General features: G+C 71.3%; 19 protein-coding genes and 1 pseudogene. 17 read left to right on the top strand and 3 right to left on the bottom strand.

Annotated elements, in window-relative coordinates; genetic code table 11:
- Positions 1 to 136 precede the first annotated feature (136 nt).
- The 7 genes from MTP10_RS00100 (at position 137) to MTP10_RS00070 (ending at position 7118) form a co-directional block, all read left to right on the top strand.
- Positions 137 to 1507 carry a hypothetical protein gene (locus MTP10_RS00100; RefSeq protein WP_310706842.1) on the top strand — a complete coding sequence of 457 codons (1371 nt, stop codon included), beginning with the start codon at positions 137 to 139 and terminating at the stop codon, positions 1505 to 1507.
- Entirely contained in the window at positions 1507 to 2379 is an 873-nt protein-coding gene (locus MTP10_RS00095; protein WP_310706841.1) for a class F sortase, read from the top strand. Before MTP10_RS00100 ends, MTP10_RS00095 begins: the two co-directional genes overlap by 1 nt.
- A gap of 221 nt (positions 2380 to 2600) precedes the next feature.
- The gene (locus MTP10_RS00090; RefSeq protein WP_310706840.1) at positions 2601 to 3383 is read left to right on the top strand and encodes a hypothetical protein; all 783 of its coding nucleotides are present in this window, start codon (positions 2601 to 2603) and stop codon (positions 3381 to 3383) included.
- A gap of 7 nt (positions 3384 to 3390) precedes the next feature.
- Complete coding sequence (locus MTP10_RS00085; protein WP_310706839.1) at positions 3391 to 4140, top strand: class F sortase; 750 nt, start codon at positions 3391 to 3393, stop codon at positions 4138 to 4140.
- A 23-nt stretch (positions 4141 to 4163) separates the two neighbouring features.
- Positions 4164 to 4859, top strand: a complete 696-nt coding sequence (locus MTP10_RS00080) for a hypothetical protein (protein WP_310706838.1) — start codon at positions 4164 to 4166, stop codon at positions 4857 to 4859.
- Positions 4860 to 4919: 60 nt separating this feature from the next.
- Positions 4920 to 6065 (top strand): acetyl-CoA C-acetyltransferase, encoded by a 1146-nt coding sequence (locus MTP10_RS00075; protein ID WP_310706837.1) that lies wholly within the window; start codon positions 4920 to 4922, stop codon positions 6063 to 6065.
- Positions 6066 to 6575: 510 nt separating this feature from the next.
- A complete protein-coding gene (locus tag MTP10_RS00070) occupies positions 6576 to 7118 on the top strand; it encodes an RNA 2'-phosphotransferase (RefSeq protein ID WP_310706836.1) in 543 nt (180 codons plus the stop codon).
- Here the strand turns inward: MTP10_RS00070 and MTP10_RS00065 are convergent.
- Positions 7115 to 7582, bottom strand: coding sequence for an Lrp/AsnC family transcriptional regulator (locus MTP10_RS00065; protein ID WP_310706835.1), 468 nt, complete (start codon positions 7580 to 7582; stop codon positions 7115 to 7117). The genes MTP10_RS00070 and MTP10_RS00065 overlap by 4 nt on opposite strands.
- 80 nt (positions 7583 to 7662) lie before the next feature.
- Here MTP10_RS00065 and MTP10_RS00060 point away from each other — a divergent pair, with 80 nt between their 5' ends.
- The 5 genes from MTP10_RS00060 to MTP10_RS00040 all read left to right on the top strand — a co-directional run bounded on the left by MTP10_RS00060 (position 7663) and on the right by MTP10_RS00040 (position 14219).
- On the top strand, positions 7663 to 8943 hold the full coding sequence (locus tag MTP10_RS00060; RefSeq protein ID WP_310706834.1) for an amino acid permease: 1281 nt from the start codon (positions 7663 to 7665) through the stop codon (positions 8941 to 8943).
- 102 nt (positions 8944 to 9045) lie between these two features.
- Positions 9046 to 10908 carry an acyl-CoA dehydrogenase family protein gene (locus MTP10_RS00055; RefSeq protein ID WP_310706833.1) on the top strand — a complete coding sequence of 621 codons (1863 nt, stop codon included), beginning with the start codon at positions 9046 to 9048 and terminating at the stop codon, positions 10906 to 10908.
- Between the two features lie 202 nt (positions 10909 to 11110).
- Complete coding sequence (locus MTP10_RS00050) at positions 11111 to 12379, top strand: extracellular solute-binding protein (RefSeq protein WP_310706832.1); 1269 nt, start codon at positions 11111 to 11113, stop codon at positions 12377 to 12379.
- Between the two features lie 71 nt (positions 12380 to 12450).
- Positions 12451 to 13335: a sugar ABC transporter permease gene (locus MTP10_RS00045; protein ID WP_310706831.1), complete on the top strand. Its 885-nt coding sequence runs from the start codon at positions 12451 to 12453 to the stop codon at positions 13333 to 13335.
- Positions 13335 to 14219 carry a carbohydrate ABC transporter permease gene (locus MTP10_RS00040; RefSeq protein WP_310706830.1) on the top strand — a complete coding sequence of 295 codons (885 nt, stop codon included), beginning with the start codon at positions 13335 to 13337 and terminating at the stop codon, positions 14217 to 14219. The genes MTP10_RS00045 and MTP10_RS00040 overlap by 1 nt, the downstream gene beginning before the upstream one ends.
- Positions 14220 to 14238: 19 nt before the next feature.
- Here the strand turns inward: MTP10_RS00040 and MTP10_RS00035 are convergent, their stop codons facing one another.
- Positions 14239 to 14973: a methyltransferase gene (locus tag MTP10_RS00035; protein ID WP_310706829.1), complete on the bottom strand. Its 735-nt coding sequence runs from the start codon at positions 14971 to 14973 to the stop codon at positions 14239 to 14241.
- Between the two features lie 106 nt (positions 14974 to 15079).
- Here MTP10_RS00035 and MTP10_RS00030 point away from each other — a divergent pair, with 106 nt between their 5' ends.
- The gene (locus tag MTP10_RS00030; RefSeq protein ID WP_310706828.1) at positions 15080 to 15637 is read left to right on the top strand and encodes an RNA polymerase sigma factor; all 558 of its coding nucleotides are present in this window, start codon (positions 15080 to 15082) and stop codon (positions 15635 to 15637) included.
- Positions 15624 to 16436, top strand: coding sequence for a hypothetical protein (locus MTP10_RS00025; RefSeq protein ID WP_310706827.1), 813 nt, complete (start codon positions 15624 to 15626; stop codon positions 16434 to 16436). Before MTP10_RS00030 ends, MTP10_RS00025 begins: the two co-directional genes overlap by 14 nt.
- 33 nt (positions 16437 to 16469) lie before the next feature.
- On the opposite strand, the gene MTP10_RS00020 is transcribed toward MTP10_RS00025, so the two are convergent.
- Positions 16470 to 17492 (bottom strand): adenosine deaminase, encoded by a 1023-nt coding sequence (locus MTP10_RS00020; RefSeq protein ID WP_310706826.1) that lies wholly within the window; start codon positions 17490 to 17492, stop codon positions 16470 to 16472.
- A gap of 70 nt (positions 17493 to 17562) precedes the next feature.
- On the opposite strand from MTP10_RS00020, the gene MTP10_RS00015 reads away from it, so the two are divergent.
- The 3 genes and pseudogenes from MTP10_RS00015 to MTP10_RS00005 all read left to right on the top strand — a co-directional run.
- Complete coding sequence (locus MTP10_RS00015) at positions 17563 to 18063, top strand: SigE family RNA polymerase sigma factor (protein WP_310706825.1); 501 nt, start codon at positions 17563 to 17565, stop codon at positions 18061 to 18063.
- The gene (locus MTP10_RS00010) at positions 18060 to 18968 is read left to right on the top strand and encodes a PASTA domain-containing protein (protein ID WP_310706824.1); all 909 of its coding nucleotides are present in this window, start codon (positions 18060 to 18062) and stop codon (positions 18966 to 18968) included. Before MTP10_RS00015 ends, MTP10_RS00010 begins: the two co-directional genes overlap by 4 nt.
- Before the next feature lie 101 nt (positions 18969 to 19069).
- Positions 19070 to 19358, top strand: a pseudogene (locus MTP10_RS00005) (hypothetical protein); the annotation flags it as partial.

The raw sequence follows: 19358 nt of genomic DNA, 5'->3' as shown, positions 1-19358 counted from the left end.
ACCCCGAGGTATACCCGGTCGGGCACCGGTTTTCGGGGCGTGGACACGGCTTCATCACAAGTGCCGAACATCGCCTGATTGAAAGTGGTATCGACCTTAAGATCTACCTTCGGTCTATGTGTGAGCGGAGTGTCCGGTGAATCGGTGGCGCAAGGCGTTGATCGCCGCAACGGTCGGCATGGCCGCGTCCGCCGCCTTCGTGGTGGCATCCCAGCCAGGACAGGCAGAGACGTCTCTGGTCGCCAAGTACTTCTGCACGGGAGGTGTCGCCGGCAGCTCGGGCGGCGTGCAGCTGGAGGCGCTCGTCACGCCCAGGCTCACCTCCGCCGGCATGCTCGACGTCGGCTGGTCGATCAAGTATCTGGGCGGCAAGCAGTTCGGCTCGCCCGGCTTCTTCCCGAAGGGCTCCACGCTGAACCTGGAAGGCACCGTGGACATCACCGGAGCCTGGGACGGCCAGCTCCGGCCGAAGGGCTCCCAGGAGCAGGCAGAGCTCGTGCCGGGCGACTTCCTGAAGCTGCCGTCGGGCCTGTCCGACGCGGGCTCCGTGCAGCGCTCCGGCACCATCCGGGTCAAGCCGGCCGGCCTGGTCGTGCGGTTCAAGCCCGCCAAGGGCGAGGTCACGGTCAACGACAACAACGACGTCATCACGTACTCGGGCGGCTGGACGCACCACCAGACCCCTGAGCAGTACGCGGACCACATCTACGACCTGCACACGACCACGGAAAAGGACGCGATCGCCAAGCTGGAGTTCAAGGGCACCCAGGTGGCCTACATCGGCCGGCGCGAGCCGGGGCTCGGCCCCGTGCGGATTCTGCTGGACGGCAACACGGTCACCGACCCGTTGGTCGAGCCGGGCAAGGACCGCAACGGCGTGCCGATGACCGGGACCAGGTCCAAGGAGGTCCTCTGGGAGTCGTCGGAGCTGAAGTACGGGCCGCACACGATCGAGGTCGTCAACGTCGCCGACGGTGATGACAAGACCGCGCACGTGGACGCGTTCCGGGTGACCACCGGTGAGATCACCGAGCCGCCCTCGCACAACGAGGCCACCTGCACCCTCCAGGGCGACCCGGGGGCCATCGAGGTGAACGTGCCGGGCGCCACCCCGACGCAGTCGAACAGCCCGAGCACTTCCCCCTCGACGTCGCAAACGCCCACCCGCACCCCGACCACGCCCGGCACGCCTGACCCGACGAACTCCTCGCCCTACTCCCACACCCCCGGCCCGAGTCACGTCAGCGTGGTCACCGGAGGCGTCAGGACGGCCACGGCGACGGCGACGGTGACGCCGACCAGGTCGCCCAAGCCGACCACCACCAAGTACGTGAAGGCCCAGGTGGCCAAGACGCCCAAGGGCGGGGTGGACACGGGTGAGGCGCCGGAGCCCGCGAGCTCCTCGTACGGGCTGATCGCCGGCGGTTCGCTGCTGCTGATGGGAAGTGCCACGGGCGGGCTGCTGCTGCGCAGGCGGCAGGCCGCGCACGCCGGAGGAGAGCGCTGATGACCGAGCACACGAACCCCCAGCCGGACGAGCAGCCGAACCCCCAGCCGGCCGCGCTGCCGCAGGCGCCGGCGGACGAGCGGAAGCAGGCGCGTCGGGCGGCGCTGAACAGGGCCATGCCGGCGCTGCTGGTCGCCGGCTCGCTGGGCGGGGTGGGCGCGATCATGGTCGGGCTGCTCTCGCTGATCCCGGCCGTGGACGACGGGTCCGGCCCCGTTCCCGGAACGGTGGCGCAGGCCGGGCCGAGCACCGTGGAGATCCAGAACGCGGCGGGCGCGTTCGTGCTGTCGCCGACGGTCGGCCCGGGCGGCAAGAACGTCCCGCTGACCCCGGCCCGCCCCGACGCCCCGCCGCCCCTGGCGGCGGCCCCGGTCGTGGCGCCGATCCCGCCCGCCAAGACCACGGCCAAGAAGAAGCCCGCGCCGACTCGCATCAAGATCCCCAAGATCAAGGTGAACGCGTTGGTCGGGTCCGTCACGGTGGACCTCAAGGGCAACCTGACCACGCCGCCGCTGACCAAGCCCAACCAGACGGGCTGGTACCGCTTCTCGCCGGTGCCCGGCGAGCTGGGCCCCTCGGTGATCAACGGCCACGTGAGCACCCGCAAGGGCGCCGCCGTGTTCTACCGCCTGCGGGAGCTGGCCAAGGGTGACGCGATCTACGTGTATCGCTCGGACAAGAAGGTGACCAAGTTCACGGTCAGCGGGATCGAGCAGGTCGGCAAGAACTCGTTCCCGACCAGCCGGGTGTACGGCAACACGGCGAACGCGCAGCTCAGGCTGATCACGTGTGGGGGCGTCTTCAACAAGACGGCCCACTCCTACACGGACAACATCATCGTTTACGCCACGCTGTCCAAGAAGAAGGGCTAGTGCCCGACTTGCACGGGTTTCTCGGTTTACAGGAGATTTACAGGGAGTGTTCGTAAGATCTCAACCTAACCGTGACCAATGGCTGCCAGTCTGGTACGCCTGTTGAACCTGTGCCGAAACGGAGAAGGACAGTGCTGACGTCCAAGGCGAGGCACCGCCTCGCCCTCAAGACATCCGCCTTAGCCGCAGTAGGTGCAGGTATCTTCGGTGTCATCCCCGCCGTGGCTGCCCTGGCGACCCCCGTCGACGTGGTCTACAGCTGCACGGCCCAGCCGGGCGGCGTCGCCTCCAACGTGCCATTCCAGATGGAGCTGAAGACACCCGCTGTGCAGCCCAGCCCCAGCGCGACTGTCACTGTTACGTGGGAGATCCGCCAGCCCACCGCCACTCCGAGCCAGCTCCTGGCGACCGCCGCGATCACGCCGTCGAGCGCCGTCGTGGCTGAGGGCACGGTGACCCCCAGCGGGAGCCCGGTGCCCAGCACGGCGGTGACCGGGGGAGCGACCGCCAGCCCCTATATGACCGTGTCACCGAACTCGCCCATGCCCCTGCCGACCATGACCTTCCTGGTGCGTCCGACCGCCACGGGGACGGTCGCGTTGAAGGGCGGCGGCTTCTCTCTCAAGGTGAACGGGGCGGCCTGGTACGAGTGCGTCCCCGGCGCATCCGGTGGGCCCTCGGTCAACCTCGTCGTCGGCACCGGAACGCCGTCCACCAGCTCCACACCCAGCACGACCTCCACCCCCACCACCACGCCGACCACCCCAACCCCGACCCCCACCAAGACGACCGCCACCCCCAAGCAGACCAAGACCAGCTACGTCACCGTGGTCGAAACCCCCACGAAGCGGTCCTCCAAGACGCCCAAGGCCGGTGCCAACACCGGTAGCGGTGGGGAGATGGGCCCCGACGGGCGGATGTTCGTGCTGGTGGGATCCGCGCTGATCCTGGCCGCCGGTGCCGGTGGGCTGGCCATGCGCCGTCGCGGCGCGACCCAGGGCTGACGGCGCCATGGCACCGCACTACCCCTACGGCGAGCCGCCCCAGGACCCGGGCGGCAGGGCCCTGCGGATTGTCCTGATCCTGGCCGCCATCGCCGGGGTGATCACGGTGGTGGCCGGCATGCTGATCGTCTTCAACTCGCCCGAGGAGTACGGCCTGGCCGCGCAGCGCGACCAGCTCGCCCTGGACGCCCAGCCGGACGGCAAGGCCACGGGGCAGCCGGCACAGGCGCTGTTCAACGCGGCCCCGACCGTGCCGCCGCCCCTGCCGTTGCCCGACCCGGCGCCGCCGATGCAGCCTTCCACCCCGCTCCGCGTGGTGATCAAGAAGCTCGGCGTGAACGCCCCGATCAAGTCGATCGGCCTGGCCAAGGACGGCACGATCCAGGTCCCGCCGGCCGACAACCCGAACCTCGTGGGCTGGTACCGCGAGATGGCCACCCCGGGCGAGGCCGGCGCCGCGGTCATGCTGGGCCACAAGGACACCCGTACGCGAAGCGCCGTCTTCAGCCGCCTGCACGAGCTGCGCAACGGCGACACCATCGAGGTCAAGCGCCAGGACGGCGTCACGGCGGTCTTCACGGTCGGCGGCATCGAGCAGGCCAGCAAGAAGACGTTCCCCACCGAGCGCGTCTACGGCAGCCGGGCCAACGCGCAGCTTCACCTCATCACCTGCGGTGGCTCGTACAACCGCACGATCGGTCACTACACCGATAACATCATCGTCTACGCGACGATGACGAGCTCCTATCGAAGCTGATCGCGGAGGCGAGCATGGGCTGGATGGCGAAGCGGAGACTGCGTACTGGCCCGACGGCGGCGCTGCCCGCCAAGCCGGCCAAGGGCGAGCTCCTGCGCCTGGTACGACTGGCCGATCCCGACGCCCGCGAGGACGGTGAGGACGTCGTGGCGGCCGACGTCCGGGTCCACGCGCCGGTGGAGGCCGAGCCCGACCTGGTGGGCGGCATGCTGGAGCAGGTCTGGGCGGTGCGGGTGTCGGCCGAGGGGCCGCTGCCCTTCGACTTCTTCGACCGCTACCTCGCCGAGGGCCTGGCGTTCCGGCTGGGCGGGCTCGCGGTGTGCAGGGGCGAGGTGAGCGACCCCGCCGACGAGGAGGGCGGAGGCCCCGCCGTGATCGTCCCCGTACGGCCGGCGGACGACGAGCTCCTGCCCCGGCTGGAGGCCGAGCTGGGCGAGGTCGAGCAGGAGGAGGAGTTCGTCCACAGCGGCGACGGGGTGCGGGTCCTGGTGGTGCCGCAGAAGGGCCGGCCGCCGGCCGTGCAGGAGCTGCTGCCGTTCGCCTCGGATCTGACGGCGATCGAGCTGCGTGGCGAGGACGGCGAGCGGCTGGGCGTGCTGGCGCTGCGGCTGGCCGAGGCGCTGAACGGCCTGGTGGTGGACCGGTGGCGGTTCCGGGTGGACGCGGCGGCGGATCTGCTGCCCCCGGCCGGGAAGGGCGTTGAGCCGGGAACGGCGTAGAGGATCGTTCTGTTGTAGTCTCTCCCTATAACCGAATAATGCTCGGTTTCAGGAGGCACTGTGGCAGAGGCGTACATCGTCGGGGCGGTCCGCACCCCGGTCGGCAAGAAGAAGGGCGGCCTGTCCACCGTCCACCCCACTGACCTGGCCGCGCACACGCTCAAGGCGCTGATCGACCGCACGGGCGTCGACCCCGTGGCGGTCGAGGACGTGATCATGGGCTGTGTGATGCAGTTCGGGCCGCAGAGCATGGACATCGCGCGCAACGCGTGGCTGTCGGCGGGGCTCCCCGAGACCACCGCCGGCGTCACGATCGACCGGCAGTGCGGCTCCTCGCAGCAGGCGATCCACTTCGCCGCGCAGGGCGTGCTGTCCGGCACCCAGGACCTGGTGGTGGCGGCCGGCGTCGAGTCGATGAGCATCGTGCCGATGGGCTCGTCGATCACCGCCGCACTGGAGAAGGGCATGCCGTTCCCGTTCGGCGACAAGTGGGTCGAGCGGTACGGCAAGCAGGAGATCTCGCAGTTCCGCGGCGCGGAGCTGATGTGCCAGAAGTGGGGCCTCACCCGCGAGGAGCTGGAGCGGTTCGCGTTCGAGTCGCACCAGCGGGCGGCCAAGGCCGTCGCCAACGGCTACTTCCGCGACCAGATCGCGCCCGTCGGCGGCGTCGAGGACGACGAGGGCCCCCGGCCCGACACGTCGCTGGAGAAGATGGCCTCCCTGAAGACGCTGAAGGACGACGGCCGGATCACCGCGGCCACGTCGTCGCAGATCTCCGACGGCTCGGGCGCGGTGCTCCTCGCCTCCGAGCAGGCCGTACGCGAGCACGGCCTGACGCCGCGCGCCCGGATCCACCAGCTCGCCCTCATGGGCGACGACCCGGTCTACATGCTGACCGCGCCGATCCCCGCCACCCGCAAGGCGCTGGACAAGGCCGGTCTGTCGATCGACGACATCGACGTGGTGGAGATCAACGAGGCGTTCGCGCCGGTGCCGCTGGCCTGGATCAAGGAGCTGGGCGCCGACCCGGCCCGGGTCAACCCCAACGGCGGCGCCATCGCCCTCGGCCACCCGCTGGGCGCCACGGGCGCCGTCCTCATGACCAAGCTGCTGCACGAGCTGGAGCGCACGGGCGGCAGGTACGGCCTGCAGACGATGTGCGAGGGCGGCGGCCAGGCCAACGTCACCATCATCGAGCGTCTCTGACGAACGACTGATGCACGAGGCGGTCCAGCGCGGCGCCCCGGCCCCACGTGGAGGCCGGGGCGCCGCGGTGGTGTGCGGGGGCCCATGGCGTACGGGCCGCGCGCCGCACTCACCACCATCCCGGTAGTGGTCTAGCGCCCCTTGGACGGGATGCGCCGAGGCGGGGCGATCGGCCGCGGCGGCAGCTTGGGCATCCGCTGCGGGACCGGCGACGCCGGGGATCCCGGAAGACTCGGGGCCTTCTTGTTTCGCTTGTTGCCTGCATGTACTCGCATACGAAGCTCCTTCACGTGACTCGCGACGCGGCCTGGAAAGCCGGTCGGCAAGCAGCTGCCGCGTCTGAAACGGACTCGCCGGCGGGCATGGTCACCGCACGGCTGATGGGCTGCCGGAGGGCCGGGCCGATCGAGGTCGGCCCCGCCGAATCACGAGTAAAGGCGCATGTCCTAGACGGTAGAGGGCACCGCGGAACGGGCGCAACTGATTATTCGCCCGCTATCCTCCCGCGATATGGACGATCGGCGCATGGTGCGCGTCTCGAAGTACCTGTCCAGGCACCTGCGGCATGATCCCGGCCGCATCGGCGTCGAGCTCGACCCGCACGGCTGGGTCGAGGTGGACACGCTGCTGGCGGCCGCCGCCGCGCACGGGTTCGCCATCACGCGGGCGGAGCTGGAGCTGGTCGTGGCCGGCAACGACAAGCAGCGGTTCGCGCTGCGCGACGGCCGGATCCGCGCCAACCAGGGTCATTCGGTGCCGGTCGACCTTGACCTGCCGGTGGCCGTGCCGCCGCCGTACCTCTACCACGGCACCGTGGCCCGGAGCCTGGCCCCGATACGGGCCGAGGGGCTGCGGCCGATGGGACGCCACCACGTGCACCTTTCGGCTGACCGTGAGACTGCCACCAGGGTCGGGGCGCGCCGGGGGCGGCCGGTCGTGCTGGCGGTGGACGCCGGGGCGATGCACGAGGACGGGCACGCGTTCAGGGTCAGCCCCAACGGGGTGTGGCTGGTGGACGCCGTGCCGGTGACCTACCTGCGGTTCCCCGGTTAGTCCTGCGGGTCGGGGAGGCGGGTCGGCGCGGTGTCGTGGACCTGCTGGAAGATGACCGAGGTGCGGAAACCGGCGATCTCGCGCCGCTTGCTCAGCCGGTCCAGCAGGAACGCGTGCAGGTGGTCGAGGTCCTGCACCGCCACGTGCAGCAGGAAGTCGTCCCCGCCCGCCAGCACGAACACGCTGAGCACCTCGGGCAGCTCCGCCGCCGACTGCTTGAACGCGTCGATGACCGCCCGGCTCAGCGGCCGAACCTGCACCGAGACCATCGCCTGGACCGACCGGTTGAGCGCCGCCGGGGCGATGTCGGCGTGGTAGCCGCGGATCACGCCCCGGCGGGTGAGCGAGCGCACCCGCTCCAGGCAGGTGGAGGCCGCCACGCCCAGTTTGCGGGCCAGCTCCCGGTTGGACTGGCGCGCATCTGTTTGGAGAAGCCGCACGATCGCCGAATCAAGTTCGTCCATGACGGCAGTCTGGCACCGCTTCCGGCCGTCCGTTCGGTGTGAACCCCGATAAGGCGCTCGAATGACTAGTTTTTCGGGTCATGAGCGGTACGACGGGACAGAAGACGGGGCGGCTGGGGGCCGTACAGGGGACGGCGCTGCTGGTGGGCGCGGTGCTCGGGCCGGGGATGCTGGTGCTCCCGCACCTGGCGGCCGCGGCGGCCGGGCCCGCCTCGGTGCTGGCGTGGACCGCGCTGCTGCTGCTCAGCGTGCCGGTGGCGCTCACCTTCGCCGCGCTCGGCGCCCGCTATCCCGACGGCGGGGGAGTGGCCAGCTTCGCCGGGCTGGCGTTCGGCCGGCGCGCCTCGGCCGTCGTGGGCTGGTGGTTCTACGGGGCCGTCCCCGTGGGCACGCTGGCCGGGGCGCTGGTGGGCGGCGAGTACGTGGCCGCCGCCGTCGGCGCGGGCTCCCGGACCGGGACCTGGGTGGTGGCCGGGGGCCTGCTCCTGCTGGCGTTCGCCTCCAACGCCGCGGGGCTGCGCACCTCCGGGCGGTTGCAGCTCGGCATGGTGCTGGCCCTGGTGACGGTGCTGGCCGTCGCTGTGGTCACGGCCGCGCCGCACGCCGAGGCCGCCCGCTTCACGCCATTCGCCCCGTACGGCGTGGCGGGGGTCGCGGACGCGGCCGGGGTGCTGCTGTTCGCCTTCGTCGGCTGGGAGGCGGCGAGCCACCTGTCGGCCGAGTTCGCCGACGGCCGCGGGCTGACCAGGGCGACCGTGACCACGCTGGCCGTCGTCTCGGTCCTGTACCTGGGCGTGGCCTTTACCACGGTCGGCGTGCTCGGCCGGGACGCGGCCGAGACCCCGGTGCCGCTGGCCGCGCTCCTGGAGACCGGCGTCGGCGCCGCGGCCCGGCCGGTCGTCGGCGGGGTGGCGGTGCTGCTCACGTTCGGTGCGATCAACACCTACGTCGCCGGGGCCTCGCGCCTCGGCGCCGCGCTGGCCAGGGACGGCGCGCTGCCCGCCTGGTACGCCGAGGGCGGCGGTCCTGGCCGCACGCCGTACCGCAGCCTGGGGCTGCTGGCCGTGGCGACCGGCGCGGTGACGGTCCTGGCACTGGTCTGGACCGTGGACCTCGACACGCTGATGCGGGCCACGTCGGCCTGCCTGGCGGCGGTGACCGCGGCGGGCACGGCGGCGGCGGTGCGCGTGCTGCCTCGCGGACGGCTGCGGGCCACGGCCGCCACCGCCACCGTGCTCGCGGTCGTCGCGCTCGCCTGCTGCGGGCCGTACCTGCTGGTGCCGGTCGCGCTGGCGCTGGCGGCCCTGGTCCTGACGCGCGCCGCCGCGCGCCGCCCGCTGCCGCGCGTGCCCGCCGCGTGAGCCGGCATCCGGTGGCAGGCGTGACGATCTCTTGGGATGACCCCGCCGGAGCGCCGGGTACACAGGCATCCCGGGGGAGCGTAACGTCGGCGGGAGGATGCCATGAGCGAGTACGCGAAGGCGAGAGAGCTCGGCGAGCAGGCCCGCGAGAAGGAATGGACCCGGCCGAGCTTCGCGAAACAGCTGTTCCTCGGAGACTTCCGGCTGGACCTCGTGCGTCCGGCGCCGGTGCCCGGTGACGAGGCCGCCAAGCGGGGCGAGGAGTTCGTCCGCGCGGTGCGCAGGTTCCTCGACGCGCACGTCGATCCCGCCGAGATCGAGCGCACCGCGCAGGTGCCCGACGAGGTGGTCAAGGGGCTGGCGGGGCTCGGGGCGTTCGGCATCACGATCGCCGAGGAGTACGGCGGGCTCGGCCTGCCGTACCTGTACTACTGCCGCGCCCTCATGCTGGTGGGCTCGTACTGCCCCGCGCTGGCCACCCTGCTGTCGGCGCACCAGTCGATCGGTGTGCCCCAGCCGCTCAAGCTGTTCGGCACCGAGGAGCAGAAGCGCGAGTTCCTGCCCCGGTGCGCGCGGGGCGAGATCTCCGCGTTCCTGCTGACCGAGCCGGACGTCGGCTCCGACCCCGCCCGGCTGTCCACCACCGCGGTGCGCGACGGCGACGCGTACGTGCTCGACGGCGTCAAGCTGTGGACCACCAACGGCGTCGTCGCCGACCTGCTCGTCGTCATGGCCCGCACCGGGGAGAAGGTCAGCGCGTTCGTGGTCGAGGCCGACACCCCCGGCATCACGGTCCAGCGGCGCAACAGCTTCATGGGCCTGCGCGGCATCGAGAACGGCGTCACCGAGTTCCGGCAGGTCAGGGTGCCGGCCCGCAACCTCATCGGCCGCGAGGGACAGGGCTTGAAGATCGCCCTCACCACGCTCAACACCGGCCGCCTGTCGCTGCCCGCCACCTGCGCCGGGAACGCCAAGTGGGCCGTGAAGATCGCCCGCGAGTGGGGTAACGCCCGCGTCCAGTGGGGCCGGGGGATCGGGCGGCACGAGGCCGTCGCCACCAAGATCTCCTTCATCGCGGCCACCGCGTACGCCCTGGAGGCCGTCTGCGACCTGACCAGCCGCATGGCCGACGACCGGCGCAACGACATCCGCATCGAGGCCGCCCTGGCCAAGCTGTACGCCTCCGAGATGGCCTACCAGGCGCTCGACGAGCTGGTCCAGATCAGGGGAGGCCGCGGCTACGAGACCGCCGAGTCGCTGGCCGCCCGCGGCGAGCGGGGCGTGCCCGCCGAGCAGATGCTGCGCGACTCCCGCATCAACCGCATCTTCGAGGGCTCCTCCGAGATCATGCGCCTGCTCATCACCCGCGAGGCGGTGGACGCCCACCTGTCGGCCGCCGGCGAGCTCATCGACCCCGGCGCCTCCCGGCAGGCGCGCGTCCGCGCGCTCAGACGGGCCGGCGGCTTCTACGCCCGCTGGCTGCCGACCCTGGTGGCCGGCACGGGCGACCTGCCGACCTCGTACGCCGACTTCGGGCCGCTGGCCCCCCACCTGCGGTATGTGGAGCGGACCAGCCGCAAGCTCGCCCGGTCCCTGTTCTACGGCATGTCGCGCTGGCAGGGGCGGCTGGAGCACCGGCAGGCGTTCCTGGGCCGGATCGTCGACGCCGGGGCCGAGCTGTTCGCCATGACCGCGGTCTGCGTGAAGGCCGAGGAGGACGAGGCGGACCTGGGGCGCCGGCCGTACGAGCTGGCCGACACCTTCTGCCGGCAGGCCAGGCGGCGCGCCGACGCCCTGTTCGCCCGGCTCTGGGACAACAGCGACAGGGAGGACGTCCGCCTGGCCCGGTACGTGCTCGACGGCCGCTACACGTTCCTGGAGGAAGGCGTGCTGGACCCGTCGGTGGAGGGGCCGTGGGTCGGATCGCCCGAGGGCGGGGAGAACGTCCGCAGGAAGATCATCTGACAGCCGGTCTAGACCGGAGGTGAGCGCTTTCCCATCCAGATGTTGTCGAACCGAGACGATCCGGTATAGACCGCCATCCAAAACCGGGCTTACGCTGACGCAAACGCGTGGAGCGGTGGCTCACGCGCCCCCAAAACCCTCCGGGCGGGGCGACGACTGGTACGGACCAGCGGAACCCGTCCGACGAGAAGGCGGTACACAGGTGAGAATCAAGCTTGCGGGCGGCGCCGCTCTCGGCGTGGCGGCCATGATGGTCCTGTCCAGCTGCGGGTCGGAGTCCGGCTCGGCCGGCGACCAGAAGGCCTCCGAAGGGGGCCAGGTCACGCTGAAGATGGTCGCCGCCGACTACGGCGACGGCCCCGGCAAGCCGAACTCGGGTGAGACCTTCTGGAAGGGCGTCACCGACGAGTTCACCAAGGCCAACCCGAACATCAAGGTCGACGTCCAGGTCATCAACTGGAACGACATCGACAAGCAGGTCGCCACCATGGTCCAGAACGGCCAGGTGCCCGACATCCTGCAGACCGGCGACTACTCCGGTTTCGTCAAGGACGGCCTGCTCTACAAGGCCGACGAGGTGCTCTCCCCGAACGTCTCCGGCGACCTGCTGCAGAAGTTCGCCGAGTTCGGCAAGGTCGACGGCACCGCCTACGGCATCCCGTTCGTCTCCTCCGCCCGTGCCCTGTTCTACAACAAGGACCTGTTCACCAAGGCGGGCGTCGCCGAGCCGCCCAAGACGTGGGACGAGCTCAAGGCCGCCGCCGAGAAGCTGAAGAAGGCCGGCGTCAGCCAGCCGTTCGGTCTGCCCCTCGGCCAGGAGGAGGCCCAGGGCGAGTCGTTCCTGTGGATGCTCGGCAACGGCGGCGGCTACAAGGACGCCTCCGGCAAGTGGGCGATCAACTCCCCGCAGAACGTCGAGACGTTCACCTACCTCAAGGGCCTCGTCGACGCCGGCCTGACCACCCCGAACCCCGGCACCAAGGACCGCAAGACGGTCTGGGAGGACTTCGGCGCCGGCAAGGTCGGCATGGTCAACGGCGGCCCCATGTCCATCCCGATCTTCGACGCGGCCGGCCTGAAGGACAAGTACGGCGTCGCGCCCATCCCCGGCAAGAGCGGCCCGCTGGACACCACGCTCGGCGTCATGGACTGGATCATGGCGTTCAACAAGAACGGCCACGCCGCCGAGATCAAGAAGTTCTTCGACTTCTTCTACACCGGCTCCGCCGCCCAGAAGATCAGCGACACGTACAAGCTGCTGCCCGTCACCACCAGCGGCGTCCAGAAGCTGTCGAGCGACGAGAAGCTCAAGCCGTTCCTCGACGGGCTGCCCAACGCCAGCTTCTACCCGTTCCAGGACCCCAAGTGGGCCGAGGTGAACCCGGCGATCAAGCAGACCATCGGCGGGGCCGTCAAGGACGACCCGGCCAAGGTCCTCGGCGAGCTCCAGAAGACCGCCGACGCCAGCTGACCCCTCGGGGGCACTGTACGGCCGGCGTCTCGCAGCCGGGACGCCGGCCGTACCGTCATGGAAGGTAGTTCATGAGAAGGTTGCGCGCCCTGGAGCCGCTGGCCTGGATCGGGCCGGCCACCGTGCTCATCGCGGTCGTGGTGCTCTGGCCCGTCGTCGAGATGATCCGGTCGTCGTTCCTCAAGATCAGCCGGTTCGGGGTGGTGCAGGGTTCCAACGGTTTCGCCAACTACGAGAAGTTGTTCGACGAGAAGGACTTCGCGGACATCATGCTCCGCAGCGTCATCTGGGTCGTCGCCGTCGTCGCCCTGACCGTCCTCGTCTCGCTCGCCCTCGCCCAGCTGTTCAACCAGCGCTTCCCCGGCCGCCGCGTCGCCCGCTGGGCGCTCATCGCGCCTTGGGCGGCGTCCGTGCTGATGACCGCGATCGTCTTCAAGTGCATGCTCGACCCCGAGGTCGGCGTCATCAACCAGATCCGGCTCAAGCTCGGCCTCATCGACGCGCTCGGCGGCGCCTCGGCCGACCAGCTCGGCGACGCCTCCACCGCCATGCCGTGGCTGATCTTCGTCGCCGTCTTCGTCTCCGTGCCGTTCACCACGTACGCGCTGCTCGCGGGCCTGGCCACCATCCCGGCGGACGTCTACGAGGCGGCCAAGATGGACGGCGCGTCCAGGTTGCGCACGTACTGGTCCATCACGCTGCCCCTGCTGCGGCCCGCGTTGACCGTCGCCGCGCTCATCAACGTGATGAACGTCTTCAACAGCTTCCCCATCATCTGGGCGATGACCCACGGCCAGCCCGGTTACTCCACGGCCACCTCGACGATCCTCATGTTCATCCTCAAGGGCTCGAACATCGGAGAGTCCGCCGCCATGTCCGTCGTCAACTTCGGCATGGTGCTGATCCTGACCGTGGTCTTCCTCAAGGTCTCCCGCTGGAACAAGGAGGTGGCCTGATGGCCGTCACGACCGCGCCCCCCGCCACCGCCCGGCAGCACACCCGGCAACGGCCCACTCCCAGCCGGGCCCTGCCCGCGCTCAAGACCACGATCACCGCGGCCGCCGCCTACGTGATCGCGTTCATCTTCGTGTTCCCGTACCTGGTGATGCTGCTCACCTCGCTCCGGCCCCAGGAGTCGCTGCGCGACGCCAGCCTGCTGCCCTCGACGTGGGAGTGGTCGAACCTGGCCAACTTCTGGAGCGGCGGCCTGGCCGGCAACCTCATGGTCACCCTCAAGGTGGCCGCCGGGTCCACGATCCTCGTGCTGCTCGTGGCCCTGCCCGCCGCCTACTACTCCGCCCGGCACAACTTCCGGGGGCGCACCGCGTTCCTCATCCTGGTGCTCGTCACCCAGATGTTCCAGCCGACCGCCATGCTCGTCGGCATCTACCGCGAGTTCTTCCAGTTCGGGCTGGTCGACTCGATCTGGTCGCTCATCCTGGTCAACGGCGGGTTCAACCTGGCGTTCGCGGTGTGGATCCTCAACGCTTACTTCTCCTCGATCCCGCGCGAGCTTGAGGAGGCCGCGTTCATCGACGGCAACGGCCGCTTCGGCGCGCTGTTCCGCATCACGCTGCCGCTCGCCATGCCCGGCGTCATCACGGCGCTGATCTTCACCTTCATCGCCGCGTGGAACGAGTTCGTGGTGGCGCTCACCCTCACCACCACGCCCGAGAACCAGCCGCTCACCGTGGCGCTCAACTCGTTCATCGGCCAGTATCAGGTGGACTGGCAGAACCTGTTCGCCGGCTCCGTCATCGCGACCATCCCGGTGATCATTCTGTTCGCGCTGATCGAGCGGAAGGTCGTCGGCGGCCTGACGGCCGGCTCCATCAAGTGACCGGATCGGCCGGGGACGCTCAGCTGGGGACGCGGGCCACGCAGAAGACCGTCTGGCCGAACGGCGGCGTGATGAACCGCTCGATCAGCCGTGTCGCCGGCACCACCGTGCGGTCGTAGATCTTCACCAGCCGCGGGTCGGGGTAGCCCACCCCGCCCCGCCGCACCGCGGCCCACCAGGCGATGCCGCCCAGGAAGTTGATCGGCTTGAGCACGTCGATGTCGAGCCCCGCCTTGGCGACCGTCGAGCGCAGCGTCTTGGGCGTGTAGCGCTGCACGTGACCCACCTTGCGGTCGAAGTCTCCGTACAGCTGCATGTAGCCCGGCACCCAGATGATGATCCGCCCGCCCGGCAGCGTCACGTTCGCCAGCGAGCGCAGCGCCCCGGCGTCGTCCTCGATGTGCTCCAGGACGTTCATCATCACGACCGTGTCGACCTTGTCCTCCAGCGGGATGTCGGTCGGCAGCCCGAACTGGAGCACGTCGATGTCGTCGCGGCCGGCGAACCGCTTGCGCAGCTGCTCGACGCAGTAGGGGTCGAAGTCGCTCACCACGAGCCGGTCGAGCCGCGGCAGGAACTGCTCGGCGAAGTGGCCCAGACCGGAACCGATCTCCAGCATCGACCGCCCGACGTGGGGGGCGACCATGTCCAGCTCGTACTGCCGGTAGTTCTTGGCCTCGTCGCCTCCGAGGTGGTTCTCCAACGCCTCGTCGCCGGCCGCCGGCTGCACTACACGGTCATACCCTGAAGACATAGTCCCGTTCCTTTAAGGGCTCGCGGATTGGCCCGAGTCTAGTGCCCGGGCGGCGCCGAAGGTCACATGATGCGCCGAACGCCCTTCCCAGTCCGTCCTCGATGCGATGGAATCTGACACGCCCATGGACGACGACGAGGCGATCGCCCGAGCCCTCGCCGGCGACCTGACCGCCTACGAGGCGCTGGTCGCCCGGTACAGCACGCTCGCCCACCGCACCGCCGGCCTGCTCGGCGCCGCCGACGAGACCGAGGACGTGGTGCAGGAGGCGTTCGTCAAGGCCTACCGGCACCTGCCGTCGTTCCGGCGCGGCTCTCCCTTCCGCCCGTGGCTGCTGCGCATCGTGGCCAACGAGACGCACAACCTCACCCGCTCGCGCGGTCGCAGGAACGGCCTGACCGTCCGGCTCGGCGCCGTCGCCGACCCCGTCGCGCCCGACGACCCCGAGGGCGCGGCCGTGGCCAGGGACCGCCGCGCGCGCCTGCTGGAGGCGGTACGCGCCCTGCCCGACGGCGAACGCGACGCCGTCGTCTGCCGGTACTTCTTACAGCTCACCGAGGCCGAGACCGCGCAGGTGCTCGGCCGTCCCGTGGGCACCGTCAAGTCCAGCACGCACCGCGGACTGGCCCGGCTGAGGGAGGAGGTGGGCGGTGAGCTCGCGTGAGCCCCACGACGACGATCACGACGATCACGACGGTCCGGACGATCACGACGGCCTGGGCGGTCTCGACGGCCTCGGTGGCCTCGAAGCCGAGCTGTCCGCCCTCGGCGACTCCCTCGACGTGCCCGCCCCGCCGCCCGCCGACGTCGCGGCGCGCGTCCGCGCCCGCCTGGGCGGCGAGGGAGTCGAGGCGGCCCCCGGCGTCCCGCGGCGCCGGCTGGAGCGCAGGCGCAGGTGGGCCGTCATCGCCGCCGCCGTGCTGGCCGTGGCCGCCGTCACCGCCGCCACTCCGCAGGGCAGGGCCGCCGTGACCCAGATCCTCAACTACGCCGGGATCGAGCTGCGCCTCGGCGGCGCGCCCGAGCCCGTCGTCTCGCCCACCCCGCTGCCCGGCGAGCGCGTCGTCACCCTCGACCGGGCCCGCGCCCTGGTCCGCTTCCCCGTCAGAACCCCCGGCGCCCTCGGGCCGCCGTCCGCCGTCACCGTCTCCGACGGCGGGCGGGTCGTGTCCATGCTGTGGCCCGGCGGCCTCCGCCTCGACCAGTTCGACGGCACCATCAGCCCGTACCTGTGGAAACAGCTCGGCCCGCCCTTTCCCGAGCAGGTCGAAGCCGGCGGCGTGGAAGCCCTGTGGATCGGCGGCGCCCACCCCCTCGGCTACCTCAGGCGCGAGGACGGCACCTCCGTGCCGCTCCGGCAGGCCGCCCCCACCCTCATCTGGGAGTCGGGCGGAGTCGGCCACCGCCTGGAGGGCGCCGGCGACAAGGCCCGCGCCGCCCGCATCGCCGACTCACTGCGCTGATCCCTGGGCCGATCCCTGGGCCGGCCTCCACGGTCAGGTCGCCGGAGCCGCCAGCCAGTCGTCGATCTCCTTCAGCAGGTCCTTGCGCGTCGCCTCCGGCGCGGCCGACGCCCGCACCGACTGCCGCGCCAGCTCCGCGACCTCCGCGTCGCCGAAGCCGTACACCTCCCGCGCCAGCTCGTACTGCCGCGCCAGCCGCGAGCCGAACAGCAGCGGGTCGTCCGCGCCCAGCGCGATCGGCACCCCCGCCTCGAACAGCCGCCGCAGCGGCACGTCGGCCGGACGCTCCACCACCCCGAGCCCCACGTTCGAGCTGGGACACACCTCGCAGCAGATGCCCCGCGCCGCCAGCCGCTCCATCAGCCGCTCGTCCTCGGCCGCCCGCACGCCGTGACCCACCCGGTCGGCCTGCAGGTCGTCCACGCACTGCGCCACGCTGCGCGGCCCCAGCAACTCGCCCCCGTGCGGCACCGCCAGCAGCCCGGCCCGCCGCGCGATCCGGAACGCCCGCTCGAAGTCGCGCGCCTGCGCCCGCCGCTCGTCGTTCGACAGCCCGAACCCCACCACCCCACGCCCGGCGAACTGGCCCGCGAGCCGCGCCAGCGTGTTGGCGTCCAGCGGATGCCGCGTCCGGTTGGCCGCCACGACCACCGCGATCCCGACGCCCGCGTGCTCCGCGGCCCGGTCCACCGCGTCCAGCACCAGCTCCATCGTCGCCGTCAGCCCGCCGAACCGCTGCGCGTAACCCGACGGGTCCACCTGGATCTCCAGCCACCGCGACCCCTCGGCCGCCTCGTCCTCGGCCGTCTCCCGCAGCAGCCGGTAGACGTGCTCCGGCCGCGTCAGCACCGACCGCCCGATGTCGTACAACCGCTGGAACCGGAACCAGCCGCGCTCGTCGGTGGCGCGCAGCCGCGGCGGCCAGTCCTGCTCCAGGGCGTCCGGGAGGTGCAGACCCTGCTCCCGGGCCAGGTCGATGAGCGTCGAGTGGCGCATCGAGCCGGTGAAGTGGAGGTGCAGGTGAGCCTTGGGGAGAGCGTCGAGCGGGCGTGCCATTTCCCTATGGTGCCACTCAACCTGACCTGGCACTCACGCGTTGGAGAGGGGCGAAAGGGGACCCCCGCACATGACCGATGAAGACGAAGCGGCGTTCGACCAGTTCCTCGCCGCCCGGAGCACCTCGCTCATGCGCACCGCGATCCTGGTCTGTGGCGCCACCAGCCACGACGCCGAGGACCTCGTCCAGCACGCGCTGGAGAAGGTCTACCGGCACTGGCCCAGGATCCGGCGCGACAATCCCGAGGCGTACGCGCGCAAGGTCGTCGTCAACGCGGCGATCAGCAGGGCACGGCGCCGCCGCCTGATCCAGGAGATCACGTTCGCGCGGCCGCCGGAGACGGCCGCGCCCTCACCCGACCTCGACCTGCGCGACGCGCTCTTCGAGGAGCTGCGCAGGCTCCCGCCCAGGATGCGGGCCGTGCTCGTCCTCCGCTACTGGGAGGACCAGTCCGAGGCGTCGACGGCCGCCCTGCTCGGCTGCTCGCCAGGCACCGTCAAGTCACAGGCCGCCCGCGGCCTCGCCAGGATCCGCGAACGCATGAACGTCACGGAAGGAGCGTTGCGATGAAGGTGGAGGACCTCCTCGCGGAGGCCATGGAGCGCCACGTCGGCCACGTGCAGGCGCCGCCCACGCTCGGGCGGACGGTGCGCCGCCGGCGCCGCGCCCACGTCATCAGGCTCCGCACGGCCGGCGCGGCGCTCGTGACCGCGGCCGTCGCCGTGGTCGTGCCCCTGGCGCTCGGCACCCTAGGGCCCGCCCCGGTCGCCACCTCGCCCGCCGCCGACCCGGCAACGGGCCAGGACCGGGTGGTGGTCGAATCCGTCACCGTGCCGGACGTCACGGGCATGACCGTCACCAGCGCCATCGACCAGCTCAAGGCGGCCGGACTGGTCGTGGACGATCCGGAGACGCTCAGCGCCGAGGAGGCCGGCAAGATCGTCCTCCGGCAGGAGCCGGCCGCCGGCGCGCAGCTCGCCAGGGGCGGGCGCGTCATGCTCACCCCCGCGTCCCCGGCCCAGCCCCCGCAGGACCTCGGAGATCTCGGCGACGGCCGCACGTTCGGCGGGATCCACCTCGGCTACCTGCCCGACGGCCTCGCCTGGGGCCGGTGGTCCGGCAAGAACGGGTTCGGCAAGAAGAGCTACACCACCTCCTTCTCGCCCGGCGGGGACGAGTCCCAGGGCTACGGCGTCCAGGTCGTCGTGTTCGAGGGCCAGGCCACCCAGCGGGTACGGGACCGGATCGGCACCCTGCCCGCCGTCGAGGTCGGCGGCCGCGAGGGCTACCTCGCCCACCTCACCGACGGCGGCGAGGTGGCGCAGACGGCGAGGGACGACACCACGGCCACGATCGGCTTCTTCGTCCGTGACCGGCTGGCGGTCGAGGTGTACATCAGCCCCGCGTACGCCAAGAAGGTCGACGCCATGGCCGAGCTGAAGAAGATCGCAGAAGGGATCGAACCGGCCAAGTGACCCGCGTGCCGTCGCCGGCCGTGCCGTCCGTTCGTACGACTCGTGCCGTCCAGTCGTACGAACGGGACCACGGACGGCGGCGGACCAGGGATCCTACGGTCATGACCCCTGAGGCGACGACCCCGCGTCTCCGCCAGGACGCCCCCCGCCGTGACGCGAACTCCGGGCAGCACGGGCACTCCGGGCAGCCCTGGCAGTCCTGGAATTCCGCGCAGTACGGGCACTCCGGGCGGGGCGGGCATGGGTGGCGGGCCGCGCTCGCGCTCGGCGCGTTCGGGGTGGCGGCGGCCGCCGTCTACGGGATCTTCTCCTCGGGATTCGGCCGCCCGCCCCGTGCCGCCGCCCTGTCCCCGGCCCCCGCCGCGTCCCGGCCCGCCCCGCCGCCGCGCT

Origin of the sequence: Nonomuraea sp. 3-1Str, from assembly GCF_031570565.1 — a bacterium.
GTDB lineage: Bacteria > Actinomycetota > Actinomycetes > Streptosporangiales > Streptosporangiaceae > Nonomuraea.
This window is presented reverse-complemented; position numbering and strand designations above follow the sequence as displayed.

Excerpts from the sequence above, each read along its gene's own strand:
- MTP10_RS00095 (WP_310706841.1), top strand. The coding sequence starts at position 1,507 with ATGACCGAGCACACGAACCCCCAGCCGGACGAGCAGCCGAACCCCCAG.
- MTP10_RS00085 (WP_310706839.1), top strand. The coding sequence starts at position 3,391 with ATGGCACCGCACTACCCCTACGGCGAGCCGCCCCAGGACCCGGGCGGC.
- MTP10_RS00080 (WP_310706838.1), top strand. The coding sequence starts at position 4,164 with ATGGCGAAGCGGAGACTGCGTACTGGCCCGACGGCGGCGCTGCCCGCC.
- MTP10_RS00070 (WP_310706836.1), top strand. The coding sequence starts at position 6,576 with ATGGACGATCGGCGCATGGTGCGCGTCTCGAAGTACCTGTCCAGGCAC.
- MTP10_RS00065 (WP_310706835.1), bottom strand. The coding sequence starts at position 7,582 with ATGGACGAACTTGATTCGGCGATCGTGCGGCTTCTCCAAACAGATGCG.
- MTP10_RS00060 (WP_310706834.1), top strand. The coding sequence starts at position 7,663 with ATGAGCGGTACGACGGGACAGAAGACGGGGCGGCTGGGGGCCGTACAG.
- MTP10_RS00055 (WP_310706833.1), top strand. The coding sequence starts at position 9,046 with ATGAGCGAGTACGCGAAGGCGAGAGAGCTCGGCGAGCAGGCCCGCGAG.
- MTP10_RS00045 (WP_310706831.1), top strand. The coding sequence starts at position 12,451 with ATGAGAAGGTTGCGCGCCCTGGAGCCGCTGGCCTGGATCGGGCCGGCC.
- MTP10_RS00040 (WP_310706830.1), top strand. The coding sequence starts at position 13,335 with ATGGCCGTCACGACCGCGCCCCCCGCCACCGCCCGGCAGCACACCCGG.
- MTP10_RS00035 (WP_310706829.1), bottom strand. The coding sequence starts at position 14,973 with ATGTCTTCAGGGTATGACCGTGTAGTGCAGCCGGCGGCCGGCGACGAG.
- MTP10_RS00030 (WP_310706828.1), top strand. The coding sequence starts at position 15,080 with ATGGAATCTGACACGCCCATGGACGACGACGAGGCGATCGCCCGAGCC.
- MTP10_RS00020 (WP_310706826.1), bottom strand. The coding sequence starts at position 17,492 with ATGGCACGCCCGCTCGACGCTCTCCCCAAGGCTCACCTGCACCTCCAC.
- MTP10_RS00015 (WP_310706825.1), top strand. The coding sequence starts at position 17,563 with ATGACCGATGAAGACGAAGCGGCGTTCGACCAGTTCCTCGCCGCCCGG.
- MTP10_RS00010 (WP_310706824.1), top strand. The coding sequence starts at position 18,060 with ATGAAGGTGGAGGACCTCCTCGCGGAGGCCATGGAGCGCCACGTCGGC.